This is a genomic window from Alphaproteobacteria bacterium US3C007 (assembly GCA_034423775.1).
Taxonomy (GTDB): domain Bacteria; phylum Pseudomonadota; class Alphaproteobacteria; order Rhodobacterales; family Rhodobacteraceae; genus Thalassovivens; species Thalassovivens spotae.
The window spans coordinates 3236147-3260704 of record CP139918.1; the positions used below are offsets into that span (position 1 = coordinate 3236147).

The 24558-nt window shown below is 50.6% G+C and carries 24 protein-coding genes; 3 read left to right on the top strand and 21 right to left on the bottom strand.

All coding sequences use genetic code 11. The annotated features are described in order from the left end of the window. Positions 1 to 4: 4 nt before the first annotated feature. The 6 genes from UM181_15500 to UM181_15525 form a co-directional block, all read right to left on the bottom strand. On the bottom strand, positions 5 to 847 hold the full coding sequence (locus UM181_15500; GenBank protein WQC62701.1) for an ATP-binding protein: 843 nt from the start codon (positions 845 to 847) through the stop codon (positions 5 to 7). Continuing rightward, positions 840 to 1727 (bottom strand): twin-arginine translocase subunit TatC, encoded by an 888-nt coding sequence (gene tatC / locus UM181_15505; protein ID WQC62702.1) that lies wholly within the window; start codon positions 1725 to 1727, stop codon positions 840 to 842. Before tatC ends, UM181_15500 begins: the two co-directional genes overlap by 8 nt. Next, complete coding sequence (gene tatB, locus UM181_15510; protein WQC62703.1) at positions 1724 to 2191, bottom strand: Sec-independent protein translocase protein TatB; 468 nt, start codon at positions 2189 to 2191, stop codon at positions 1724 to 1726. Before tatB ends, tatC begins: the two co-directional genes overlap by 4 nt. Before the next feature lie 3 nt (positions 2192 to 2194). After that, complete coding sequence (locus tag UM181_15515) at positions 2195 to 2410, bottom strand: twin-arginine translocase TatA/TatE family subunit (protein ID WQC64779.1); 216 nt, start codon at positions 2408 to 2410, stop codon at positions 2195 to 2197. A 275-nt stretch (positions 2411 to 2685) separates the two neighbouring features. Next, positions 2686 to 3774: an ABC transporter ATP-binding protein gene (locus UM181_15520; GenBank protein WQC62704.1), complete on the bottom strand. Its 1089-nt coding sequence runs from the start codon at positions 3772 to 3774 to the stop codon at positions 2686 to 2688. 136 nt (positions 3775 to 3910) lie between these two features. After that, the gene (locus tag UM181_15525) at positions 3911 to 4690 is read right to left on the bottom strand and encodes an SDR family oxidoreductase (GenBank protein WQC62705.1); all 780 of its coding nucleotides are present in this window, start codon (positions 4688 to 4690) and stop codon (positions 3911 to 3913) included. A 118-nt stretch (positions 4691 to 4808) separates the two neighbouring features. Between UM181_15525 and UM181_15530 the strand changes: the two genes are divergently transcribed. From UM181_15530 to UM181_15540, 3 genes are all read left to right on the top strand, one after another. Next, positions 4809 to 6416 carry a peptide chain release factor 3 gene (locus UM181_15530; GenBank protein ID WQC62706.1) on the top strand — a complete coding sequence of 536 codons (1608 nt, stop codon included), beginning with the start codon at positions 4809 to 4811 and terminating at the stop codon, positions 6414 to 6416. Positions 6417 to 7198: 782 nt separating this feature from the next. Continuing rightward, positions 7199 to 7390, top strand: a complete 192-nt coding sequence (locus UM181_15535; protein ID WQC62707.1) for a hypothetical protein — start codon at positions 7199 to 7201, stop codon at positions 7388 to 7390. Next, positions 7374 to 8786, top strand: a complete 1413-nt coding sequence (locus UM181_15540; protein WQC62708.1) for a DEAD/DEAH box helicase — start codon at positions 7374 to 7376, stop codon at positions 8784 to 8786. The genes UM181_15535 and UM181_15540 overlap by 17 nt, the downstream gene beginning before the upstream one ends. 52 nt (positions 8787 to 8838) lie before the next feature. On the opposite strand, the gene UM181_15545 is transcribed toward UM181_15540, so the two are convergent. From UM181_15545 to UM181_15615, 15 genes are all read right to left on the bottom strand, one after another. Further along, positions 8839 to 10506, bottom strand: coding sequence for a ribonuclease J (locus UM181_15545; GenBank protein WQC62709.1), 1668 nt, complete (start codon positions 10504 to 10506; stop codon positions 8839 to 8841). Positions 10507 to 10511: 5 nt separating this feature from the next. After that, positions 10512 to 11282 (bottom strand): type III pantothenate kinase, encoded by a 771-nt coding sequence (locus tag UM181_15550; protein ID WQC62710.1) that lies wholly within the window; start codon positions 11280 to 11282, stop codon positions 10512 to 10514. Positions 11283 to 11285: 3 nt separating this feature from the next. Beyond that, positions 11286 to 12047 (bottom strand): biotin--[acetyl-CoA-carboxylase] ligase, encoded by a 762-nt coding sequence (locus UM181_15555; GenBank protein ID WQC62711.1) that lies wholly within the window; start codon positions 12045 to 12047, stop codon positions 11286 to 11288. Continuing rightward, positions 12037 to 13482 (bottom strand): NADH-quinone oxidoreductase subunit NuoN, encoded by a 1446-nt coding sequence (gene nuoN, locus UM181_15560; protein WQC62712.1) that lies wholly within the window; start codon positions 13480 to 13482, stop codon positions 12037 to 12039. The genes UM181_15555 and nuoN overlap by 11 nt, the downstream gene beginning before the upstream one ends. A 14-nt stretch (positions 13483 to 13496) precedes the next feature. Continuing rightward, on the bottom strand, positions 13497 to 15044 hold the full coding sequence (locus tag UM181_15565) for an NADH-quinone oxidoreductase subunit M (GenBank protein ID WQC62713.1): 1548 nt from the start codon (positions 15042 to 15044) through the stop codon (positions 13497 to 13499). A 1-nt stretch (position 15045) separates the two neighbouring features. Next, the gene (gene nuoL / locus UM181_15570; GenBank protein ID WQC62714.1) at positions 15046 to 17172 is read right to left on the bottom strand and encodes an NADH-quinone oxidoreductase subunit L; all 2127 of its coding nucleotides are present in this window, start codon (positions 17170 to 17172) and stop codon (positions 15046 to 15048) included. A 6-nt stretch (positions 17173 to 17178) separates the two neighbouring features. Continuing rightward, complete coding sequence (gene nuoK / locus UM181_15575) at positions 17179 to 17484, bottom strand: NADH-quinone oxidoreductase subunit NuoK (GenBank protein WQC62715.1); 306 nt, start codon at positions 17482 to 17484, stop codon at positions 17179 to 17181. 39 nt (positions 17485 to 17523) lie between these two features. Beyond that, the gene (locus UM181_15580; protein WQC62716.1) at positions 17524 to 18132 is read right to left on the bottom strand and encodes an NADH-quinone oxidoreductase subunit J; all 609 of its coding nucleotides are present in this window, start codon (positions 18130 to 18132) and stop codon (positions 17524 to 17526) included. 121 nt (positions 18133 to 18253) lie between these two features. Next, on the bottom strand, positions 18254 to 18748 hold the full coding sequence (gene nuoI, locus UM181_15585; GenBank protein ID WQC62717.1) for an NADH-quinone oxidoreductase subunit NuoI: 495 nt from the start codon (positions 18746 to 18748) through the stop codon (positions 18254 to 18256). Position 18749: 1 nt separating this feature from the next. Then, positions 18750 to 19787 (bottom strand): NADH-quinone oxidoreductase subunit NuoH, encoded by a 1038-nt coding sequence (nuoH, locus tag UM181_15590; protein ID WQC62718.1) that lies wholly within the window; start codon positions 19785 to 19787, stop codon positions 18750 to 18752. 81 nt (positions 19788 to 19868) lie between these two features. Continuing rightward, positions 19869 to 21878, bottom strand: a complete 2010-nt coding sequence (nuoG, locus tag UM181_15595; GenBank protein WQC62719.1) for an NADH-quinone oxidoreductase subunit NuoG — start codon at positions 21876 to 21878, stop codon at positions 19869 to 19871. 139 nt (positions 21879 to 22017) lie between these two features. Then, positions 22018 to 22368 (bottom strand): hypothetical protein, encoded by a 351-nt coding sequence (locus tag UM181_15600; GenBank protein WQC62720.1) that lies wholly within the window; start codon positions 22366 to 22368, stop codon positions 22018 to 22020. Further along, positions 22349 to 23644 carry an NADH-quinone oxidoreductase subunit NuoF gene (gene nuoF / locus UM181_15605; protein ID WQC62721.1) on the bottom strand — a complete coding sequence of 432 codons (1296 nt, stop codon included), beginning with the start codon at positions 23642 to 23644 and terminating at the stop codon, positions 22349 to 22351. Before nuoF ends, UM181_15600 begins: the two co-directional genes overlap by 20 nt. A gap of 7 nt (positions 23645 to 23651) precedes the next feature. Beyond that, positions 23652 to 23876, bottom strand: a complete 225-nt coding sequence (locus UM181_15610; GenBank protein WQC62722.1) for a DUF5337 domain-containing protein — start codon at positions 23874 to 23876, stop codon at positions 23652 to 23654. A gap of 48 nt (positions 23877 to 23924) precedes the next feature. Further along, complete coding sequence (locus UM181_15615; GenBank protein ID WQC62723.1) at positions 23925 to 24542, bottom strand: NADH:ubiquinone oxidoreductase; 618 nt, start codon at positions 24540 to 24542, stop codon at positions 23925 to 23927. Between the last annotated feature and the right edge of the window lie 16 nt (positions 24543 to 24558).

Here is a 24558-nt window from a genome sequence, read left to right on the forward strand (position 1 = left end):
GGCTTTATTGGCGCAGGCTCAACCCCGACCGCCCCGCTAAATCAGCAAAAAACTGCCACGCAACCCGGCCAGAGCGCGCGCCCCGGGTCGCCTGCCACTCAATGGCTTGCGCGCGCAATTCATCAGGATCAATCTGCAGTTCATAGGCCCTGCAATAACCGCTAATCATTTCAAGATACTCATCCTGCGTACACGGATGAAATCCAAGCCACAGACCAAACCTATCCGAAAGCGATACTTTTTCTTCCACCGCTTCTGAAGGGTTGATAGCTTGCGAGCGCTCATTTTCAATCATATCGCGCGGCATCAAGTGGCGACGGTTTGAGGTTGCATAAAACAATACGTTTTCCGGCCGCCCCTCAATGCCTCCATCAAGCACGGCTTTCAAAGATTTATAGTGCTGATCATCATGGCTAAAGCTCAGATCGTCGCAAAACAAAATGAACCGATGCTGCGAACTGCGCAGAATATTCAATAGCCTGGCAACGCTAGGTAAATCTTCGCGCTGCAATTCAACGATTTTCACGTCAAAACCCTTGGCAAGCACATCCCCATGAATTGCCTTTACCAGTGATGACTTGCCCATACCGCGCGCGCCCCATAACAACGCATTATTTGCCACATGCCCTTTGGCAAATTGCAACGTGTTTTGCATAAGCGTATCACGCGCGCGGTTTATACCCACCAAAAGGCGCAGCTCAACGCGCGAAACCTCTTGAACCGGCTGCAAGCAATCCGGATCAACATGCCAAACAAAAGCATCGGCTTGCTTTAAATCTGGGGCCGTTAGCGGCGCTGGCGCCATCCGCTCTAACGCAGCGGCAATGCGTTCAAGGGGCTCAGTCATTCTTGTCGGAGCCCTGTCCATCGTCGAGATCCGAATCAAAGTCTATATCTGCCTCATCCTCATCCAAGCCCTCTGCCTCAAACTTGGCTTCACGCTTTTGTTCAACGCGTCGGACTAGAAAGATAGACACTTCGTACAACCCATAGACCACGACAAATAAAATCGCCTGCGTGATCACATCGGGAGGTGTAACCAGCGCGGCTAAAACTAAAATGGCAACCACGGCATATTTGCGTACACTGCCCAAGCCCTCAGCGCTGACCAAACCCGCTTTTCCCATCAAAGTAAGCAATACAGGCAGCTGAAAACATACACCAAAGGCTAAAATAAATTTGATCGTTAAGCTCAGATATTCCTGAGCCGAGCCTTGGAACGCAATACCCGCGGTGGCGCTATCGGTCATTTCTTCACTGAGAACAGAGCCAGCCTGCTGAAACCCTAAGAAGAAATCAAAGGCCAGCGGCGTTACAACGAAATAGGCAAAGGCCGCACCAAGAAAAAACATGAAGGGCGAGGCGATTAAAAATGGTAAGAAGGCACCCTTTTCTGATTTATAAAGGCCGGGCGCCACAAAGCGCCATAATTGATAACCAATAAAGGGAAAAGACAAAACCAATCCGCCCATAAGCGAAATAGAAATAGCGACAAAAAAACCTTCCTGAAGCCGGATCAGGATCAACCCGCAATCCTCATGTCCTTTGAGTGCCATCGCTGAACATAAAGGCTGGGTTAGAAAGTTGAAGATCGGGTTCCAGATGGTAAAGCAAATGATCATGCCTACCAAAAACGCCAGAACCGAATAGATCAACCTTTGGCGCAGCTCTGTCAAATGCTCGATAAGAGGCGCAGTGCTTTCTTCAATTTTATCACTCGGGCTCATGCTTCGCCTTTTGCCTCTGCAACAGTCTCTTGCGTTTTAGCATCAACGCTCACGTCTTCGGGCTTGATTTCAGCCGCTTCTGCTGCGGCTTCGCTGGCAAGACGAGCTTCTGCTTTTTCGGCGGCGGCTTTTTTTATTTTCGCAGCTGCATCGGCACGCTCTTTGGCCAATTTCCCTGTTTCGGAATCGGGGTCAATTGAGGTGAAATCCTGCGCTGCAGTTTTCAAACCATCGATACCAGATTTTACTGGATTGGTTGCCGCGCTGATCGTTTTGGATATATCTTTCACGCCCGCATCATCTGCGGCCTGATCCATCGCCCGACTGAATTCACGCGCCATGCCCTTGGCTTTTCCCACAAACTGTCCAACTTTCCGAAACAGCATTGGTAAATCTTTGGGGCCTACCACAATAAGCGCCACAATCCCAATCAGGAGCAGCTCGGTCCAACCCAGATCGAACATTTATCAGACCTTGTCTTTATCTGTTTCCGGAGTGATATCTTTGACGTCTTCGTTCATCGTTTTTTCAAGTTCTTTGCTGCTGTCACTCACGCCCTTTTTAAACGCAGTGATGCCTTTTCCAACTTCCCCCATCAAAGAGCTGATTTTACCACGACCAAACAGAACCAACACAACGACTGCGATCAGCAACAAACCCGGGAGGCCTATATTATTAAGCATTCTATTTTCTCCTTTATACAACCAAGCCAAGGCCTGATCCTTCATTCTCTTATTTGTTATCTATGGCTTTCAGTCAGCCGATTAAAGCGCGAACTGCATTTTTGTGACATATTTTCTTTTGAATTGGGTAATTTTTTAAAGAATAGGCACATCCCATCAAAAAAGCCGCAGTGACGACCGGCACCTGTTTATCGCACAGTTTTTAAAAAACCCTCAAAATCAAACGGCTTTAAAACCCATTCACCGCAAAAGCAAAAAGACTAAGAAGGTCTATTTTAACGGGTTGCTTCAAAGATAAAGCAGCGATCTCTGGGGATTGTAAGCCACATTGGTTGCTCGGGCTTGGGTAAAAAAACGCTTGGGATCGAGGCTTTTAAAACAGATCCATCATAGGCCATTCTAAACTCAACCAGGCTTTCACTGCCCAAGAAGCGCGATCGGATAACATGCCCCAATGCAGCCACGCCTTGCGATGGGGTTGGGTTTGGCCCCTTTCCCTGACGATCAAAATCAATGCGAACATGCTGCGGGCGCACCACAATATCCACTTTTGTACCGTCGCTCAAACCCGGGGCAAAAAATTGTCCAAATGGCGTTTCTGCCAAAGCCCCTGTAACCCGGCTTTTTATAACATTTGCATCTGAAAAAACGGCGACAGCGGCGCGATCTACAGGCGCATTGTAAATGTTATAAGGCGCGCCTGATTGAACGATCCGTCCCGCGCGCATTAGCGCGATTTCATCGGCCATCCGCATCGCCTCCTCAGGCTCATGTGTCACCAAAAGAACGGCCGTATCTTCGGATTTTAAGATCGCAAGGGTCTCATCGCGAACCCCGTCGCGCAGCCTATTATCCAAGCCCGAAAATGGTTCATCCATCAACATGATACGTGGTTTTGGCGCCAAGGCGCGCGCCAAGGCAACCCTTTGCTGTTCTCCTCCAGAAAGTGCATGTGGATATTGATCAATGCGATGACGCAAGCCCACTTTTTCCAGCAGAATTTCTGCCGCTGCCCGCTTTACATCGCGCCCACCGTTCACGCCAAAACCAACATTATCGCCCACCGACAGATGCGGAAACAGCGCAAAATCTTGAAACATCAACCCAATTGAGCGCTGTTCTGCCGGCAAGCTAGATACGCCATCGCACACCACCTGACCATCGATCAAAATCTGTCCCTGGTCTTGGCGATCAACGCCTGCGATAATCCGAAGCGTGGTTGACTTGCCGCAGCCCGACGGCCCCAAAAGACAGGTCACTTGCCCAGGGTTGATCCTCAAAGAAACCTGATCCACTACCCGCTGGCCGTGAAAGCTGCGGCTTATATCTCTAATTTCTAAGCGAGGCAAAATATCAGGGGCCACCGCAATCCATCCTCGTTCAACCGATTTTCTACCTGACTTGTCAGGAAACGCAGCGAAATTCAAGCAGCCCGGAAACCACCCAACTTTTCTCTGCGCTTGGCGCGCTTCACCAAATGCCTTTTACCAGACAGCTTTGCTACAGGGTTGCGTTCACGGCCCCGCCATCCAGCAAGACGTTTTGACCAACCATGAACGCCGCATGTTGCGAGCACATAAACGCGCAGGTTTTTCCAAATTCTTCGGCAAGGCCATATCGCCCAACAGGAATGGCATTGGCGCGCTCTGTCTTAACCTGATCCAAACTCTTATTTTGGGCCTGAGAGGCGGCTTGATCCATTGAGCTGATACGGTCCGTATCATGCACGCCGGGCAGCAAGTTATTAATTGTTACCCCGTGCGGCGCAACCTGTCGGGCTGTTCCTGCCACGTATCCGGTCAACCCCGCGCGCGCCGAATTTGACAAACCCAAAACCGCAATAGGTGCTTTTACCGATTGCGAAGTGATATTGACAACTCGGCCCCAGCCACGCGACATCATCGAGGGCAAAAGCCGTTTCATCAAATCAATCGGAGTGAGCATATTGGCCTCAAGCGCGGCCAGAAAATCATCCCGGTCCCAATCGCTCCAAACACCGGGGGGCGGGCCGCCAGCGTTTGTTATCAAAATATCAGGTGTTTGGGCAATGGCCAGCACCGCATCGCGGCCCTCTAAGCTGGTAATATCAGCCGCAACGGTTTGCACCTTCACATTATGGCGCGCGCGAATAGCATCAGCGGCATTTTCCAACGCCTCTGCGCCACGCGCATTCATAACCAAATCAACTCCTGCCTCGGCCAAAGCTTGCGCACATCCAAAACCCAAACCCTTGCTCGACGCGCAGACCAAAGCCGATTTTCCCGCAATTCCTAAATCCATAGCTGCCTCCTATATGATAACGCGTGACTATCGCTGAACCAGGCTGAATTGCAACTGAGAAAACACCCAAAAGAATCCCATACTTGCCAAGCATTCAGGCCCAAACTATACGGCGCCTATGCTCGATACAAATTCAAACCGCCCCGATCTACCCTCTGAAATTGCGCGCCGTCGTACCTTTGCGATTATCTCGCATCCCGATGCAGGTAAAACTACCCTAACAGAGAAATTTCTTTTGTTCGGGGGCGCGATTCAAATGGCCGGGCAAGTGCGCGCTAAGGGCGAATCCCGCCGCACCCGCTCGGATTACATGCAGATGGAAAAAGATCGCGGAATCTCAGTATCTGCCTCTGCGATGTCTTTTGATTATAAAGAGTGTCGGTATAACCTTGTAGACACCCCTGGTCACAGCGACTTTTCTGAAGACACCTATCGCACTTTAACCGCCGTAGATGCGGCGATTATGGTAATTGATGGCGCCAAAGGAGTTGAAAGCCAAACTAGGAAATTATTCGAAGTGTGTCGGTTGCGCGATCTGCCAATTTTGACATTCTGTAATAAGATGGATCGCGAAAGCAGAGAAATTTTCGATATTATCGACGAAATACAGGAAAATCTGGCGATTGATGTCACGCCCGCCAGCTGGCCAATTGGAACTGGCAGCGATTTCTTAGGCTGCTATGACATGCTGAATGATCGATTAGAATTGATGGACCGCGCGGATCGCAACCATATCGCCGAAAGCATCGAAATTAACGGCTTAGAGGATCCAAAACTTGCCCAGCATGTGCCAGAACACCTTTTAGGTAAACTGCGCGAAGATGTTGAAATGGCCCGAGGTCTGCTTCCTGCCTTGGATCCACAGGCCATTTTGCAAGGCAGCATGACGCCGATTTGGTTTGGCTCTGCGATCAATTCCTTCGGCGTGAAAGAATTGATGGAAGGCATCAAAGCCTATGGTCCAGAGCCTCAGATACAAACAGCACAGCCCCGCGAAATTCTTCCCGAAGAAACGAAAGTGGCTGGTTTTGTGTTTAAGGTTCAAGCCAATATGGACCCCAAGCATCGCGATCGCGTGGCCTTTGTTCGGCTGGCTTCTGGGCATTTTCGACGTGGAATGAAACTGACCCATGTGCGCAGCAAAAAAACCATGGCAATTTCGAACCCTGTTTTATTTCTGGCCTCGGATCGTGAATTGGCGGAAGAGGCTTGGGCTGGGGATATTATTGGTATTCCAAATCACGGGCAATTGCGCATTGGCGATACCCTCACCGAAGGCGAAACCTTGCGGGTTTCAGGCATCCCCTCTTTTGCCCCCGAATTGCTGCAGGCTTGCCGCGCGGGCGATCCCATGAAAGCCAAGCATTTGGAAAAAGCCCTAATGCAATTTGCCGAAGAGGGCGCGGCAAAGGTGTTTAAGCCCAGTCTTGGATCTGGCTTTATTGTAGGTGTAGTTGGAGCGCTTCAATTTGAGGTTTTGGCCAGTCGAATTGAATTGGAATACGGATTGCCCGTGCGATTTGAAACCAGCCAGTTCACATCAGCGCGCTGGGTCGGCGGCGCAAAAGAAGCCGTCGATACATTTTCAAACGCCAACCGCCAGCATATGGCCTTTGACCATGATGGCGATCATGTCTACCTAACACGCTTGCAATGGGATATCGATCGGGTCGAACGTGATTACCCCGATGTCACGCTGACATCAACAAAAGAAATGATGGTCTAATCCCGATCCATAAGCACCCTGCCCCAACCTCACATTCTTTGGCTTTTGGCGCTTTTTAAAAGTCTAATCAACGCCGCCGCTTCTGGGTTTGGTTTTTGCTGGGTTCAAAAGTGGTTTAGCCCATGGCGCTCGCACCGCATCATATCAAGCGAAACCAAACTACGCCGCACCAGAGCCGCTTCTGGAAACCTATACCTGCATTTTATAAATAGGTTTATCTCACGCGCCAAACGCGTTTCACCTTTGTAAAAAGCGCCCAAAATAGGGATAGGCTTAAATTCTGCAATTGCCTTTTCAAGGGCCCGCGGTGCAGCCCTTCGTCTTCATTAAAGTGGTGCAGCGCCCGTTCAACGAGATGAAAATCAAACAGGCTTGGCACCTCGGATTTGTCGAACCAATCAGTGGCGAAATGGCTTACCAGTAAATGCTGAAAGCCTACCGAACGCGCAAGCATATTTAACAATTATAAAACGGCTGAGGGGCAAGTTCTGTGCGCTTATTTGCTTGGATAATTGTTACATAAAACGCGAAAGATCCGCGATCATTAGGTAAATTCTAGGTTAAAGCATGGTTCTGGTTTTGAACAGCTATGTGACGCTATTGGTCGTTGGATTACAGCTCAATGCCAAAAGCTGTTTTGACCTTGGGGGTGATGTTCCACAAATTAAGCGTTTAAATGAATAGCGGTGCTTAAGGACCTGCCCCTTGTTTAAGGATAGCCAAAGGCGTGATTTCAGTATTCCTTACAAAAAACTCAACAATTGTTCCAAGCTGGCCTTACGATGGCAGAACAGGTTATTAATTTACAGACCAAACTGCCTAAAGTAGCGAAAGCATTGACCATTCAAGATAATAAGAGTACACCGCGCCTTAATTATGCCCTTTTCGGCTTCGTTAACTCGATCGAAGCCGGCCAAAATGCGATAGATGCTAAGGGCCTTCCAAACGCGGATTTAGATGACAAAATTCTCTGACCTGAGCTTAAACCCAAAAATTTTAAAAGCAATCGATGAGGCCGGTTATGAAACGCCCACGCCCATCCAAGCCCAAGCAATCCCCGCAGCTTTAGCTGGAAAAGATGTCTTGGGCATTGCACAAACTGGAACCGGCAAGACAGCCAGCTTCACCTTGCCTATGATCCATCTTTTGGCGCGGGGCCGCGCCCGCGCACGGATGCCGCGTTCTCTAGTACTCTGTCCTACGCGCGAATTGGCAGCCCAAGTTGCTGAGAATTTTGACACCTATACAAAACATTTAAAACTGACAAAGGCTCTTTTAATCGGCGGCGTCAGCTTTAATGAACAAGATCTTTTGATCGACAAGGGCGTTGATGTGTTGATCGCAACGCCAGGGCGGCTTTTAGATCACTTCGAACGTGGAAAATTGTTGCTGACAGGCGTGCAGGTTATGGTGGTGGATGAAGCCGACCGTATGCTTGATATGGGGTTTATTCCCGATATTGAGCGTATTTTTGGCCTAACCCCATTCACCCGCCAAACGCTTTTCTTTAGCGCCACAATGGCGTCAGAAATAGAACGTATAACCAATACATTTCTTTCGGCGCCCACGCGAATTGAAGTGGCACGGCAAGCCACGGCTTCAGAAACCATTGAGCAAAGCGTGGTAATGTTCAAAGGCTCGCGCAGAGATCGCGAAGGCAGTGAAAAGCGCGCGGTTTTGCGCGGCCTTATCGATGCTGAAGGCGCCGCTTGCACGAATGGGATTATTTTCTGCAATCGCAAAACCGATGTGGATATTTGTGCAAAATCTCTATTGAAATATGGCTATGACGCAGCTCCAATTCACGGAGATCTTGATCAATCTCAACGCACAAGAACGCTCGAAGCCTTTAGAGAAGGCAAATTGCGGTTTCTCGTCGCCTCAGACGTGGCTGCGCGCGGACTCGATGTGCCCTCTGTAAGTCATGTTTTCAATTATGATGTGCCGTCGCATCCAGAAGATTATGTACATCGCATTGGCCGCACCGGGCGCGCAGGACGCGATGGTAAGGCAATGATGCTTTGCATCCCGCGCGATCAAAAGAATTTTGATGCGATCGAGGCTTTGATAAAGAAAGAAATACCGCGTCAAGAAAACCCGCTCAAATCCTCAGAACCCGCGGCCGCTGTTGAATCGGCCTCAAAGGCGCAATCTCGCGATGATATGGGCGATAAAAATATAGCAGAACGCAGCGCTGGCACGGATACCGGACGCGCCTCGCACCCGCCCAAAACTCGCGCTGATCGCAGCACTGCTCCGCGCAGACGGCGCAAAAACGAGTCTGAGCATGAAAGCCAACCGATCATCGGCTTGGGGGATCACATGCCAAGCTTTATTGCGCTTAGCTTTGAGGATCGGCGCAGCCAGTAATACGGCAGCTCAAGGCGGAAACCATCCGCCTTTTTTGCCAGATTGATCAAGGCTACATCAAACGGCTTACGATCACGGTCACCTCTGGTGATTTTCCGATCTCGGCCTGGCATGTTTGGCGCACCACGCGCTTAAAACCTTGTTCCATTTTATCGTCATCGCCGCGGGTTTTTCCGCCAGCTCTGCCGATGAACTGGCTAAGATCTTCTTCTAACACATCGACCAAAGGCGCCGCCGCGTGTCCCATTTCACTGAGACCTCGGGTTTCCACCCAAGGTTCCCCCAGCATATCATTTTCATCATCCAAAATAACATTCACGATCACATGGCCATTTAACGCCAAACGAATACGATCCCGCACCACACCATCCATCGCGCCCACTTGAATAGAACCGTCCAAATACCGACGGCCCGTTTCAATATACTCAGCCACTTTTGGGGCATTCCCAGACAAATCCAGCATCATACCATTGACGCAGATCAAAGCAGGCAAACCGCTATCCTGCGCAAGTTTGCTATGCGCGCGCAAATGGCGATGCTCTCCATGCATTGGAATGACCATTTGAGGCTGCGTGATCTGGTGCATGCGCTGTAAATCCGGGCGGTTTGCGTGGCCGGAAACATGATATAGGCCATCGCTATCATCCACAACATCCACGCCTTTTTCAGAGAGCTGGTTGATGATGCGGATAACGCCGCGTTCATTTCCAGGAATGGTTTTGGAGGAAAACAAGAACATATCACCCTCCTTCAAACTGATGCCTTGAAACTTACCCTGTGCAAGCTGCGCGCTGGCGGCGCGGCGCTCACCTTGGCTTCCTGTCACCAAAAGCATTAGATTTTCACGGGGAATATTTTGTGCATCCTCGGGGCTCACCACCGTCGGAAAGTCACTTAAAACACCCGTTTCAAGCGCAGTTTCTACCATCCGGCGCATCGCGCGGCCCATCAAACAAATCGAACGCCCTGCGCGCATGCCTGCCTGCGCAAGCGTTTTTACCCGCGCGATATTACTTGCAAATGTGGTGGCCACCACCATTCGCTCAGCGCTGTCCACCAAAGCGTCAATATTGGCACCAAGGCTCGCTTCAGACCGACCTTCATGCCCAGAAAACACGTTTGTACTGTCACAAATCAACGCTTTCACCCCGGGGCGTGCGACATCCGTCCAAAGTTGCGGATCAAAAGCTTCTCCAACCAGCGGCGTTTCATCTAGCTTGAAATCGCCCGTATGAAGAAGCCGCCCCTGCGGTGTATCAATAACCAAGCCGCTGCTTTCAGGAATAGAATGTGAAATCGGCAAGAACCCGACCTTAAAGGGGCCCTTTTCAACAGTTTCTGGCCAAGCCTCCGTGGTAGAGACAACACGCTCAGGATGACCTCTTTCTGCCATTTTACGCCGCGCGATATTGGCCGTAAAGCGCCGCGCGTAGACCGGAGCACCAAGATCCCCCCATAAATGGCCCAAAGCACCAACATGGTCTTCATGCGCATGCGTGATAAAAATTGCTTCAATCCGGTGCTTCTGCGCGATAAGCCAACTGATATCGGGCAAAATCAAATCCACCCCAGGGGTGCCATCCATATCGGGAAAGCTGACGCCAAGATCCACCACGATCAGCCGTTCAGCCCCTTCTGGCCCATAGCCATAAACATAGGCATTCATGCCAATTTCACCGGCTCCCCCGAGGGGAAGGTAAATCAATCTCTCACTGCTCATGAGCCCTATCCGTTTTTATTATAGGCATGGATAACCTGTAAGCCATGCATTGTTAAATCATCTTCGTAATGGTCAAATAGCGTATCTGCCGCCTGAAACAATGGCGCAAGACCACCGGTGGAAATAACCTGCATGGGGCGCGCATGCTCAGCTTTGATCCGTTTGCAGATTTCTCGTACCAAACCAATATACCCCCAAAATACTCCCGATTGCATACAGGCTACTGTATTCGTACCAATCACAGCTAGCGGCTTGGCAATATCAACATGCGGAAGCGCTGCAGCTTCTTGGTGGAGCGCCGAAAGTGACAGGTTTACCCCTGGTGCAATTGCACCGCCGATATAAGCCCCGTCACCATCCACAACATCAAATGTGGTGGCTGTGCCAAAATCTACAATGATCAGGTCGCCGCCATATAAATCAAATCCCGCAACAGTATTGACCAACCGATCCGGCCCCACCGCGGTGCCATGATCAACGCGAATGTTCACGGGCAATAGGCAATCAGGCTTTCCCACCACATATGGCCGGGTGTTGAAATAGCGATCGGCTAAAACGCGCAAGTTGAACACCACGCGCGGCACTGTCGATGAAATAATCATCTCTGTGATGTCCGCTTCAATTTTCTGCAGCGACATCAGCGTTGATAACCACACAAAATATTGATCGGCCGTTCTTTGAGTTTCTGTCGAAGCGCGCCAAGTTGCGATAAAGCTTTCGCCATCCCATATTGAAAAAACCGTATTGGTATTGCCGCAATCCACCGCAAGTAACATCAGCTACGTTCCTCTAAAATAGATTTCAGCGGCGGCAATAGAGCGCGCGCCGGATGGTGTCTGCAACTGCAAATGCCCTGAATCATCAATCCTGTCAAATCGTCCGGTTATCTCTTCGCCACCCACGCGCGCGGTAATAACCTCGCCAAGGCGCGCCGCCCGTGCAAGCCATGCCAAGCGTATCGGCTCAAAGCCTTGTTCTAAAAACCGCGTTTCCCAATCATCAAAGCGCTGCACCAATATCTTTAAAAAGCTAGAGGGTGTGATTTTCAGGTTCAGCGCAGAGGACAAGCCGATCGCTTCAAGCGCACCAAGTTGCAAATCTGTTTGCACGGGCGCTTGGTTTAAATTCACCCCAATCCCAATCGCAAGCGCGCGGCGACCGCGTTCGTCAATGCTGGTTTCCAGCAAAATACCCGCCAGCTTTTTGTCCTTTAACAACACATCATTTGGCCATTTTAAGGAAAACTCATTTTCGCCAAAACTGATCTCAACCAAAGCATCATGCACCGCCAAGCCCGCCACGAAAGAGCGCAAGGCGACATCTTGAATGGCACCTTGGGGAAATAGCAAAGCTGTTGCTGCAAAGTTCCCAACCGGATCAACCCAGGCTTTCCCACCCCGGCCGCGACCTGCGGTTTGCTTATGCGCAAAAAACCAAGTTGGTTTTTCTATCTGGCCTGCACAGCGCAAAGCCTCAGCATTGGTGCTAGAGATTTCCTCATATTCCCGAAGCTCATACCCTTCGGGCAGATTATTGCACAAGGGTCTGGGCCGCTGCAGCTGCCAGGCCTTCCAAACCAAACAGGTTGGCAACGCCAACCACCATAATAATTGCAGAGGCCATTAAAAACGAGGACATAACCGGAGATTTTGAAACATCAAGGCCGATTTCTTGTTCCTCGCCAAAATACATAAAGAACACGATCCGCAGATAATAAAAGGCCCCGATCACAGACGCGATCACACCAGCGATTGCAAGCCAAGCCAAACCCGCATCAAAAGCGGCGCGTAACACGTATAATTTTCCAAAAAATCCGACCATAGGGGGAACGCCGGCCAAGCTAAACAACAGCACAAGCATGGCCAAGGCCTTGCCAGGCTGGCTGCGCGATAACATGTTTAAAGACGCAATATCCGTGACCGGTTTTCCATCTTTTTGCATCGAAAGAATAAACGCGAAAGTTCCAATATTCATCGTGACGTAAATGGCCATGTAAATGAGCAAGGCTTGCAATCCAAAAGCCGTGCCAGCAGCCAAGCCCATAAGCGCATATCCCATATGAGCGATTGAAGAATAGGCCATCAAACGTTTTATATTTGTTTGCCCAATCGCTGCAAACGCACCCAAAAACATCGAGAGCAAAGATAAAACAGCGATGATCTGTTGCCAGTCTCCGACAACATTTCCAAAGGCGTCATGCAGCACGCGCGCAAATAAACCAATCGCGGCCACTTTCGGCGCTGTAGCAAAAAACGCCGTCACCGGTGTAGGAGCACCTTCATAAACGTCAGGTGTCCACATATGAAACGGCACGGCGGAAACTTTGAACGCCAAACCCGCGCTGATCATCACTAAGCCAAGCAACAAGCCAACAGAAATGTCGCTCTCTGCCGTCGCGGCAACAATGCCCGTGAACAAGGTTGTGCCCGAATAGCCATAGCAGAGCGACGCACCATAAAGCAAAAGCCCAGATGACAAAGCGCCAAGCACAAAGTATTTCAGGCCGGCCTCAGTCGATTTTAAACTATCGCGGCGCAGCGAGGCGATCACGTAAAGCGCTAAAGATTGTAGCTCAAGCCCCATGTAAAGCGCCATAAGATCACCCGCCGAGACCATCACCATCATCCCGACAACCGCCAAAACAACCAAAAGCGGATATTCAAAGCGCAACAACCCATTGCGAGACATGTAATCTTCGCTCATCACCAGCACCGCTGCCGCTGAGAACAAAATAGTCACTTTTGCGAAACGGGCGAAGCCGTCATCTACAAACATACCGCCAAACGCAACCTGCGTTTCGCCGGAGCCAGTGCTTGCAATGGCCAATGCAACCAAAGCCATAATGCCAGCGGTGAGCCAGACCAAAAGTGGGCCCAAGCGGTCTTTACTGGTATAGACAGTGCCCACCAAAGCAAGCATCGCAAAAACCGATAGAAAAACCTCCGGCAGAATTATGTTCAGATCAGCTTGGATCATTGACCGTGCTCCTGTTAATGCGATGCGGCCAATTGGGTGCTGGTCTCAGCGGTCCCCAAAGCCATTTCATAATTAAGCACCAAGGCCTCAACAGAGGGGCCGATGAGATCCAATATCAATGCCGGATACACACCCAGCAATATGGTCATCACCACCAATGGTGCAAAGATCGCCCGCTCGCGCCGGCTCATGTCAGATATTGTGCGCAGGCTCTCTTTGATCAGATCCCCCATAACCACGCGGCGATATAGCCAAAGCGCGTAGGAGGCGGATAGAATTACCCCGGCCGTTGCAACCAATGCCACCCAGGTATTGACCTGGAATATGCCGACAAGCGTTAAGAATTCACCCACAAAACCCGACGTGCCCGGAAGGCCAACATTGGCCATTGTGAAAAGCATGAAAATAAGCGCATAGGCGGGCATACGGTTAACCAAACCGCCATAGGCGTCAATCTCGCGTGTGTGCATACGGTCGTAAATAACGCCAACGCAGAGAAACAGCGCTCCTGATATGAAGCCATGGCTCAGCATTTGAAAAATAGCGCCGTCGATCCCTTGCTGATTTGCCGCAAAGATCCCCATCGTAACATACCCCATATGCGCAACGGAAGAATAAGCGATAAGCTTTTTCATATCCTCCTGCATCAGCGCCACCAAAGACGTATAAAAAATAGCGATCGCCGACATCCACAGCACAACCGGCGCCATCACGTCTGAGCCGACGGGAAACATCGGCAAGCTAAAGCGCAAGAACCCATATCCCCCCATTTTCAAAAGGATAGCCGCCAATACAACAGAGCCCGCCGTGGGTGCCTGCACATGCGCATCGGGCAACCAAGTGTGCACAGGCCACATCGGCATTTTCACCGCGAAGCTGGCAAAAAACGCTAAAAACAGCAAGGTTTGCATTCCACCCACGATATGAAGGCCCAATATCTTCATATCCGCAAAATCGAACTCATGGATCATCAAAGTTGGAATATCTGTTGTACCGGCTTCGGCAAACATCGCCACCATGGCAACCAACATCAAAACAGATCCTAAAAACGTGTAGAGGAAAAACTTAAACGAGGCATAGATCCGCTCTTTTCCGCCCCAGATCCCAATGATGAGGAACATCGGGATCAAGCCAGCTTCAAAAAACAGGTAAAACAGCACCAGATCAAGCGCCATAAACACGCCCAGCATCAACGTTTCTAACAGCAAAAACGCGATCATATATTCTTTGACGCGCGTGTTCACACCCCAGGATGCGGCAATCACCAAGGGCATCATGAATGTTGTTAGCATGACAAATAGAATGCTGATCCCATCCACACCCAGCTTATACTTCAAACCCAAAAGCCAATCGGCCTCTTCCACCATTTGAAAGCTCGTATCAGACGGATCAAACTGCCATAAAATGAACAGCGAAATGATAAATGTTGCGGTTGTTGCGACCAACGCGAAGCGCTTGGCAACCAAACCGGCCGCGGCATCTTCGCCGCGCGCAACGACCAAAAGGATCAAAGCCGCCATAGCCGGCACAAAGGTTACAATGGACAATAGCAAAGTATCCATATCAGTTACCTCCTCCGGTAAAGCTCATCCAAGTGACAAGCACCACAATTCCGATCACCATGGCGAAGGCATAGGTGAAGATATACCCTGACTGCGCCCGACCCGCCAAACGCGTCACCATCGGAACAAACCCAAGCGCGATACCATTGAGCGTGCCATCAATAATTTTGCCATCGCCCCGTTTCCAGAGCAACCGCCCAAGCGCTTTGGCTGGTTTTACAAAAAGCACGTCGTAGATTTCATCAAAATACCATTTGTTGAGCAAGAACAGGTAAAGAGGCCGCTGGTTTGCCGCGACGCGCGCGGGCATCGCCGGATTCCAAATGTAAAACCAAAGCGCCGTTATAAAGCCAATAAGCATCGCGATAAACGGGCTGATTTTCACCCAGACCGGGGCATGATGCGCCTCATCCATGACGTGATTATCAGCGCTTATATAAATCGCGCCTATTGGTGCTTGCGTCTGTAACGCATGCCCATCGGATTTTTCCGCATGCGCCTGCGATCCGCTCGCCTGCGTATCGGCTTTGTCAGCATGCGCCTCATCGGCCTTGTCATGGCCCGCATCATGCCCATGGTCTTTCTCAGACACGTGGTGATCGGGAATTCCAAAAAACCTATTCACAGAGGCATGATCGCCAAAGAAGCTGCTATACCACACCATGCCGCTGAACACCGCGCCAAGCGCGAGAACACCCAAGGGTATCAACATGACTTTGGGGCTTTCATGCGCGTGCTCATGCGTATGGTGATCACCGCGCGCCTCACCGTAAAAGGTTAGAAAAATCAAACGCCAGCTGTAAAAAGATGTCAGCATAGCGGCGAAAACCAGCATCCAAAACGCATAGCCGCCCGAGGTTCCTGCCCAAGCACTTTCAATCACAGCATCCTTCGATAAAAATCCGGCAAAACCAATATGCGTCAGAGGGATACCAACACCGGTAATGGCCAAAGTTCCAATCAGCATAGCCGCGAATGTATAGGGAATTTTTTTACGCAAACCGCCATAATTGCGCATATCTTGTTCATGATGCATCGCGTGGATCACAGATCCCGCCCCCAAAAACAGCATGGCTTTAAAGAACGCATGCGTGAACAGGTGAAACATAGCGACCGAATATACACCCACGCCCGCCGCGACGAACATGTAGCCAAGCTGCGAACAGGTTGAATAGGCGATGACACGCTTGATATCGTTTTGTACCAGACCAACAGTGGCGGCAAAAAAGGCTGTTGAAGCGCCAAGAAAGGTTACAACTGCCATCGCTTCAGGAGCATATTCCATCAAAGGCGACATCCGGCACACCAAAAACACACCCGCTGTAACCATTGTGGCCGCGTGAATAAGCGCAGAAACCGGGGTTGGCCCCTCCATCGCATCCGGAAGCCATGTGTGCAAAAATAGCTGGGCCGATTTGCCCATTGCACCGATAAACAGCAAGAACGCTAGCAAATTGGCGGCGTTCCAATCCCGCCATAAAAAATGAATTTGCGTCTCGGCTAGGTTTGGCGCAGCGGCAAACACCTCGGTGAAAGACACGCTATCGGTCAAATAAAACAGGCCAAAAATGCCCAATGCAAAGCCAAAATCCCCAACCCGGTTCACCACAAACGCTTTGATTGCCGCAGCATTGGCCGTTGGTTTGCGATAATAAAACCCAATCAAAAGATAAGAGGCTACACCAACACCTTCCCAACCAAAAAACATCTGAATAAGGTTATCAGATGTGACAAGCGCCAGCATCGCGAATGTGAAGAAAGACAAATAGGCAAAGAATCTGGGTTTATAGCTTTCACCCTCATTCCATTGCGGGTCGTGATCCATATATCCAAAGCTGTAAAGATGCACCAAAGCCGACACAGAAGTAACGACGATCAACATAATCGCCGTCAAGCGATCCAGCCGGATCGCCCAATCTGTGCTTAAGCTTCCGCTTTCGATAAACCGAAATATTTGGATGATTTGCGTTTCACCATCAAACCCCAAAAAGACAATCCAGCTGAGAGCGCAAGCCAAAAACAACAGACCCGTCGTTACGTATTGAGCGGCGGTTTCGCCGATCAGTTTCCAGCCGAACCCGCCAATCAAGGCTCCAATTAAGGGCGCAAAAAGAATGAGCTTTACCATTTTCGACTATCCTTGCATCACGTTGACGTCTTCAACGGCAATGGTGCCGCGATTGCGGAAGAAACTGACCAAAATGGCCAGGCCAATCGCAGCCTCTGCGGCGGCGACCGTCAACACAAAAAGCGTAAAAACCTGTCCGACCAAATCGCCCAAAAAACTCGAAAAGGCGACCAGATTGATATTCACAGCAAGCAGCATCAGCTCGATCGACATCAACAAAATAATCACGTTTTTTCGATTTAAAAACAAACCAAAAATACCTATCACAAAAAGCGAGGCCGCCACTGTTAGATAATGTTCTAAACCAATCATAAAATTCCCTCGGTTCCTGTACTCTTAGGCGACACTGGCTTAAAGCCCCTGCCCCGGTTTTACGTCTTTCAATTCCATCGCCAAAGCTGGATCGCGATACATTTGTGCCAAAACATCCTGCCGCTTTACATCCTTGCGGTGGCGCAAGGTCAAAACAATCGCCCCGATCATCGCCACCAACAGGATCAGACCCGCCAATTGGAAGAGCAAGAAATACTGATCATAAATCAGCAAGCCAAGCGCCGCAGTGTTATGCGTTTCTGCTGGGGTCACGGCCGCCCGCGCCGCCTCAGCCGTGTCAGCAACGCTCCACACGCCAAGCGCCATCGACAGCTGCATCAACAAAACCAGACCGATTAACAAGCCAAGCGGCAAGTATTGCGCCATCTCCGCCTTTAATTCTGCAAAATCAACATCTAACATCATCACGACAAAAAGAAACAAAACCGCAACAGCGCCAACGTAAACAATGACCAAAAGCATCGCCACAAACTCGGCGCCAAGCAACACGAACAATCCAGCAGATGATAAAAATGTTAAGATAAGCCATAACACAGAATGCACTGGGTTTCGGCTAACCACAGTAAACAACCCGCCTGTAACCGTGCATAACGCAAACAAATAGAATGCAAATCCAACCACGCTCATCCGGAAATATCCTTTTTTGTCAGTGACGCATCCAACACAGCGTCATAAACTGCTGTGCATTCAAGCGCATTCAGATCTCTTCGCTTTGCAACGCTCAGATTAGGCCCACTCAAACTATCCATCATCGGTACGGCGCGTCCAATTCAAGATTGCGGGCAATTTCGGCTTCCCAACGATCGCCGTTTTCAAGCAATTTATCTTTATTATAAAAAAGCTCTTCGCGGGTTTCGGTGGCAAACTCAAAATTTGGCCCTTCTACGATTGCATCAACTGGGCATGCCTCTTGGCAAAAGCCGCAATAAATGCACTTGGTCATATCGATGTCGTAGCGGGTGGTGCGTCGGCTGCCATCATCGCGCGGTTCTGCATCAATAGTGATTGCTTGGGCGGGACAGACCGCTTCGCAAAGTTTACAAGCGATGCAACGTTCTTCGCCATTGGGATAACGGCGCAACGCGTGCTCTCCACGAAACCGTGGCGATAAAGGCCCCTTTTCGTGAGGATAGTTCAGCGTTGCCTTTGGCTTAAAGAAATATTTCAGGCCAAGCTTCAAGCCGGTAAACACATCGGCAAGCAAAAAATACTTCGCGGCGCGTGTATAATCTATCTGGCTCATCTTAACCCCCTATCATCCAGCGGGCATAAGCGCCGCCAAAAAGCTCAAATTTTGCAAAAAACGCTACGATAACAACCCAGGCTAACGACATCGGCAAAAAGACTTTCCAGCCGATCCGCATCAATTGATCATAGCGATAGCGCGGCGTAATCGCCTTCACCATGGCGAACATGAAGAAGAAGAATGCCATTTTGCCGACCATCCATAAAACACCATCAGGAATTCCTGGAATTGGTGACAACCAGCCCCCGAAAAATAATAATGAGGTCAGCGCGCACATCAGGAAAATCGCAATATATTCGCCTGCCATAAACAACAGGAATGGCGTCGAGCTATATTCAACTTGATAGCCAGCCACCAATTCTGATTCAGCTTCCGGCAGATCAAAAGGCGGGCGATTTGTTTCTGCCAATGCAGAGATAAAAAACAAAAATACCATGGGCAGATGCGGCAACCAATACCAGCTGAAGAACCCATAAGAGCCATCTTGCGCTGCAACAATATCACCAAAATTCATGGATCCCGTTGAGATAATAACCCCAATGATAATCAACCCGATCGACACTTCATAAGAAATCATCTGCGCCGCTGAGCGCAATGAGCCTAAAAACGGATATTTTGAATTCGAGGCCCAGCCCCCCATGATGACGCCATAAACCTCTAACGAGGAGATCGCGAAAACATATAGAATAGCAACGTTGATATTGGCCAAGACCCAGCCGTCATTGAACGGGATCACAGCCCAAGCCACCATCGCCAACACAAAGGAGATCAACGGCGCAAGGAAAAAAACCGTTTTATCCGCGCCCGCGGGCACCACAATTTCTTTCACAACATATTTCAGCGCATCCGCAACCGTTTGCAAAAGACCAAACACGCCAACCACGTTAGGGCCACGGCGCATTTGTACGGCCGCCCAAATCTTTCTATCTCCATATACAAGAAACAGCAGGCTGACCATTACAAAGCCCAAAACCGCGAGACATTGCGCCACGATGGTCAGCGCAATACCGCCTGGAGTTGTGAGAAAATCAGCCATCGGTATTCCTAACTAGTTTCGCTGAAAACGTGGTAGATCGCGGGGTAATCAGCATTGCGCAGACCTGTTCTAAACACTGGTTCATTCTGCCGCCACCGGAGCTTGGGCGCGCGCTTCAGCGCCCGCAGAAAGCTCTGCCATCAATTTTGACGCCCGGGCAACCGGATTGGTTAAATAGAAATCTGAAATCGCGCTGCGGAAGGTGGCCTTGCCTAAACTCCCGGCCTTCAGCGGCGCCCATACGCTTTGCGAAATCTGATCAACCTGGCCCAGATGCGGGTGAGCTTCAAGCAGGCTTTGGCGTAATTCAGCCAGCGAATTGAAGGGCAAAGTTGCCGCTAACTCGGCTGATAACGCCCGCAAAATCGCCCAATTTTCTTTCGCCTCACCAGGTGCAAAACCCGCCCTTACCGCCAATTGCGGCCGCCCTTCGGTATTAACGAATAATCCATTTTCTTCAGTGTAAGCGGCGCTGGGAAAAATGATATCCGCGCGATGCGCGCCGCGATCGCCATGGCTACCTTGGTAAATCACCACTGGACCAGCGGCAATTTCCACCTCATCCGCGCCCAGGTTGAAAACAACCTCAGCCGAGCCAAGCGCTGCGCTAACGCCGCCCTCGCAGGTGGCATCAATATCCAGCATGCCCACGCGGCTGGCTGCCGTGTGCAACACCATAAGTTTACCGCCAGTGTCTTCGGCCAGCGCCATCGCGTGCCCAAGCACGGCCGCGCCATCGGCTTCCATCAAAGCGCCCATGCCGATGATAAACAACGGCGCCGTCGCAGACTTTGCGGTTTTTGACAATTTGGCCAACGCGGCTCGATCCGCGCCAATCAGCGCATAGTCATAAGTGAGGTCTACGGCCTGCCCAACAAGTTTGACATCCGCGCCTTTCGTCCAGGCTTGGCGAATGCGCGCATTCAAAACCGGCGCTTCCAGCCTGGGGTTACAGCCGATCAAATAAATTTCATCCGCTGCATCAATATCTTCAATACTCGCAGATCCAACATAGCCAGAGCGGTTTAAAGCGGGCAGCTTCGCGCCATCAACGCGGCACTCAACCGCGCCCCCCAACCCTTCAACCAAATTTTTCAGCGCAAAACCAGCTTCAACGGGCACAAGATCCCCGATCAAACCAACCAAGTTCTTTCCAGAAATCGCTGCCGCAGCCGCCTGCAAAGCCTCTGGCCAAGTGGCAGGGCGCAATTTGCCATTTTCACGCAAATAGGGTTGGTCAAGCCTTTGCCTGCGCAGCCCATCCCAAACAAACCGGGTTTTATCTGAAATCCATTCTGCATTCACGCCGTCATGATTGCGTGGCAAAATACGCATCACTTCACGGCCTTTCGTATCCACGCGAATATTGGATCCCAAAGCATCCATCACATCGATGGTTTCCGTTTTTGTAAGCTCCCAAGGGCGCGCGGTGAAAGCATAGGGCTTTGACGTCAAGGCCCCGACAGGGCAGAGATCGATAATATTGCCCTGCAGGTTGCTGTTTAGCGTTTCGCCAAGATAGCTGGTTATTTCGCTATCTTCGCCACGCCCTGTTTGACCCATTTGCGCGATACCGGCAACTTCAGTTGTAAAGCGCACGCAGCGCGTGCAACTGATGCACCGCGTCATATGCGTTTCAACTAGAGGGCCAAGATCCAAATCGGTACTTGCCCGTTTTGCTTCGCGGAACCGCGAAAAATCAACGCCATAAGCCATCGCCTGATCCTGAAGATCACATTCACCACCCTGATCACAAATCGGGCAATCCAGCGGATGATTGATCAATAAAAACTCCATCACGCCTTCACGGGCCTTTTTGACCATTGGCGAATTGGTCTTAATCACCGGCGGTTGCCCTTCTGGGCCGGGGCGCAAATCGCGCACCTGCATCGCACAAGAGGCCGCAGGTTTAGGCGGACCCCCGACAACTTCGACCAAACACATGCGACAATTGCCAGCAATCGTAAGCCGCTCATGATAACAAAAGCGCGGCACTTCGATGCCAGCTTGCTCGCAAGCTTGGATCAATGTCATGGCGCTATCTACTTCAATTTCATTGTCGTCGATAACGATGGTACGCATAGTGGTCATAGCATGATCTCAACTTTTCTGGCGTTATGGGGCTGCGATGCGGCTGCGCTTAATGCGCTAAACAGCGCGTGGCCAAGCGTGACATGGCAGGCAATGTAAGAATGGCAACCAGTTTGGCGTATATCGGAAAAAGCTGATCTCATAAAATCACGCAGCTCCCAATCAGGTTGAAATTGCCATTTTCAAGTTCTAAATCGGGGCTGTCAGGGCCCATTATCCAAGCAATATCTGAGGTTCCAAACTTTTCAACGCAATATTTCGTTGCTTCATAACGCCCGGCTTCGCGTGCACCCACGACACTTTTGGCAGCTTTCTTTACGCGCAGAGAGAAGGCTTCAGGAGCATTTTTTTCCGCTTTCAAGGATGCACTAAATTTCACACCGTCAAACGCATGTTGGTTGTCTTTGTAGCTTTCACCACAAGCGACGCAGAACATGATTGGCAGTATGGCTATCAAGCAACGCATTGTTTTATTCCGCCGCAACCGCATCGATCGAACCAGATCGTTTATGCGCGATCCGATCCTCGATTTCGTCCCTGAAGTTGCGGATAAGGCCCTGAATCGGCCAGGCTGCAGCATCGCCAAGCGCACAAATCGTGTGGCCTTCCACTTGTTTGGTCACATCCAACAGCATGTCAATTTCTTCAACACCAGCCTCGCCCGTTACCAAACGGTCCATTACGCGCATCATCCATCCAGTACCTTCACGGCACGGCGTACATTGCCCGCAACTTTCATGCTTATAAAACTTAGAAAGACGCCAGATCGCTTTAATAATATCGGTTGATTGATCCATCACAATCACCGCCGCGGTTCCTAAACCCGAGCGCTGTTCGCGCAAGTAATCAAAATCCATGATCGCATCGCGCATGTGCTCACCGCGGATACAAGGAACCGAAGAACCGCCCGGAATTACGGCTTTTAAATTGCTCCAACCGCCACGAATACCGCCGCAATGCTTTTCAATCAATTCTTCAAAACTAATCGACATCGCCTCTTCAACAACGCATGGATTGTTCACGTGCCCGGAAATCGCGAACAGTTTTGTTCCCGCATTATTGGGCCGTCCAAAACTGCTAAACCAGTCAGGGCCTCGGCGCAAAATGGTTGGAACAACCGCGATCGATTCCACGTTATTCACCGTTGTAGGGCACCCGTAAAGCCCGGCACCTGCAGGAAATGGCGGCTTCATCCGCGGCATTCCTTTTTTGCCCTCAAGGCTTTCCAATAAAGCTGTTTCTTCACCGCAAATATACGCGCCCGCCCCATGATGCAGGTAAAGATCAAAATCCCAGCCCGATTTGGCTGCATTCTTACCAAGCAAGCCAGCATCATAGGCTTCATCGATCGCCGCCTGCAATGCTTCGCGCTCGCGAATATATTCGCCGCGAATGTAAATGTAACACGCATTGGCATTCATCGCGAAACTGGCAATCAAGCAACCCTCGATTAATGTATGCGGATCATGGCGCATGATTTCGCGGTCTTTGCACGTTCCCGGCTCTGATTCATCTGCGTTAACAACGAGATAAGCCGGACGCCCATCGCTTTCCTTGGGCATGAAGGACCATTTAAGTCCCGTCGGAAACCCAGCACCACCGCGGCCACGCAAACCGGATGCTTTCATCGTATCAACGACCCAGTCGCGACCCTTTTTGATAATAGCCGCCGTACCATCCCAATGGCCGCGCGCACGCGCACCCGCGAGCGAACGATCATGCATGCCGTAGATATTAGTAAATATCCGGTCTTTATCCGTTAGCATACGCGCCTCATTTCCCTTGTTTCTGGCGGTGCCGCCACATGCGCAGAGACACCACCATAGCCCAAATAAACGCTGCCAAAACAGCGAGATCTATCAATATTGCAAACCGCCCAGCAAGACCCAACTTGGGACCAAGCCATTGCACAACAATCCAAAGCAGCATCGCGCCCGCGATAACCAGAGCCACCAAACGGCCCTGTCTGTTTTCATGTTGCCCTGCGCCCTGCGCCATCATCTTCCCTTCGAACGCGAGCCCCGCCGCATCCTTTAATTGCCATTTCTAAGGCGTTAAGGCTTTCGCCTGCGCCACCCAATCATCGCGGCTGACGCGCCCCTTAAATCCGTTCAAGTTTTCATCCATCCAAGCGATATCATCTGGCCCCCAAGCCATGATTTGATCGAAATGAAACACGCCAAGCGTATTCAAAATCGTTTCCAGCTTTGGCCCAACGCCTTTTATTTTTTTCAAATCGTCTGCTTGCCCGTTGCGCGGCTGCGCCAACGCACCCGGGGCGGTAGCATCTGCTGCGGTTTCGGCCGGTGCATAAGCCCATTCAGATTTACGCGCGGCAAGTTCAATCTCTCCGGGAAGCTGCGTCGAGGCAGACCCAGTCGTTGCAGCAGATTGCTCAGCGAAAACGCCGCCAAGCGACGGATCTACAGCGCTGGCGTCAACCAAAGGATAAGCGCGCGCGCTGCCGAGCGGGGTCAAAGGTGTGCAAAGGACCCACCCCAACAGCAAACCCAAGGCGACGCAAACGGTCGCGGCAAAAAATACCGCGCCCATAAAGGCTATTTCGCCCAAACCAAAACACATGATGAAGGTCAACACAGCTGCAGCGCCCGAAATCGCCCAGCAGCCCAGCTGGCAGCTTGTATTCTTAATCGGCTCTAACATATTGAAACTCCTCTCT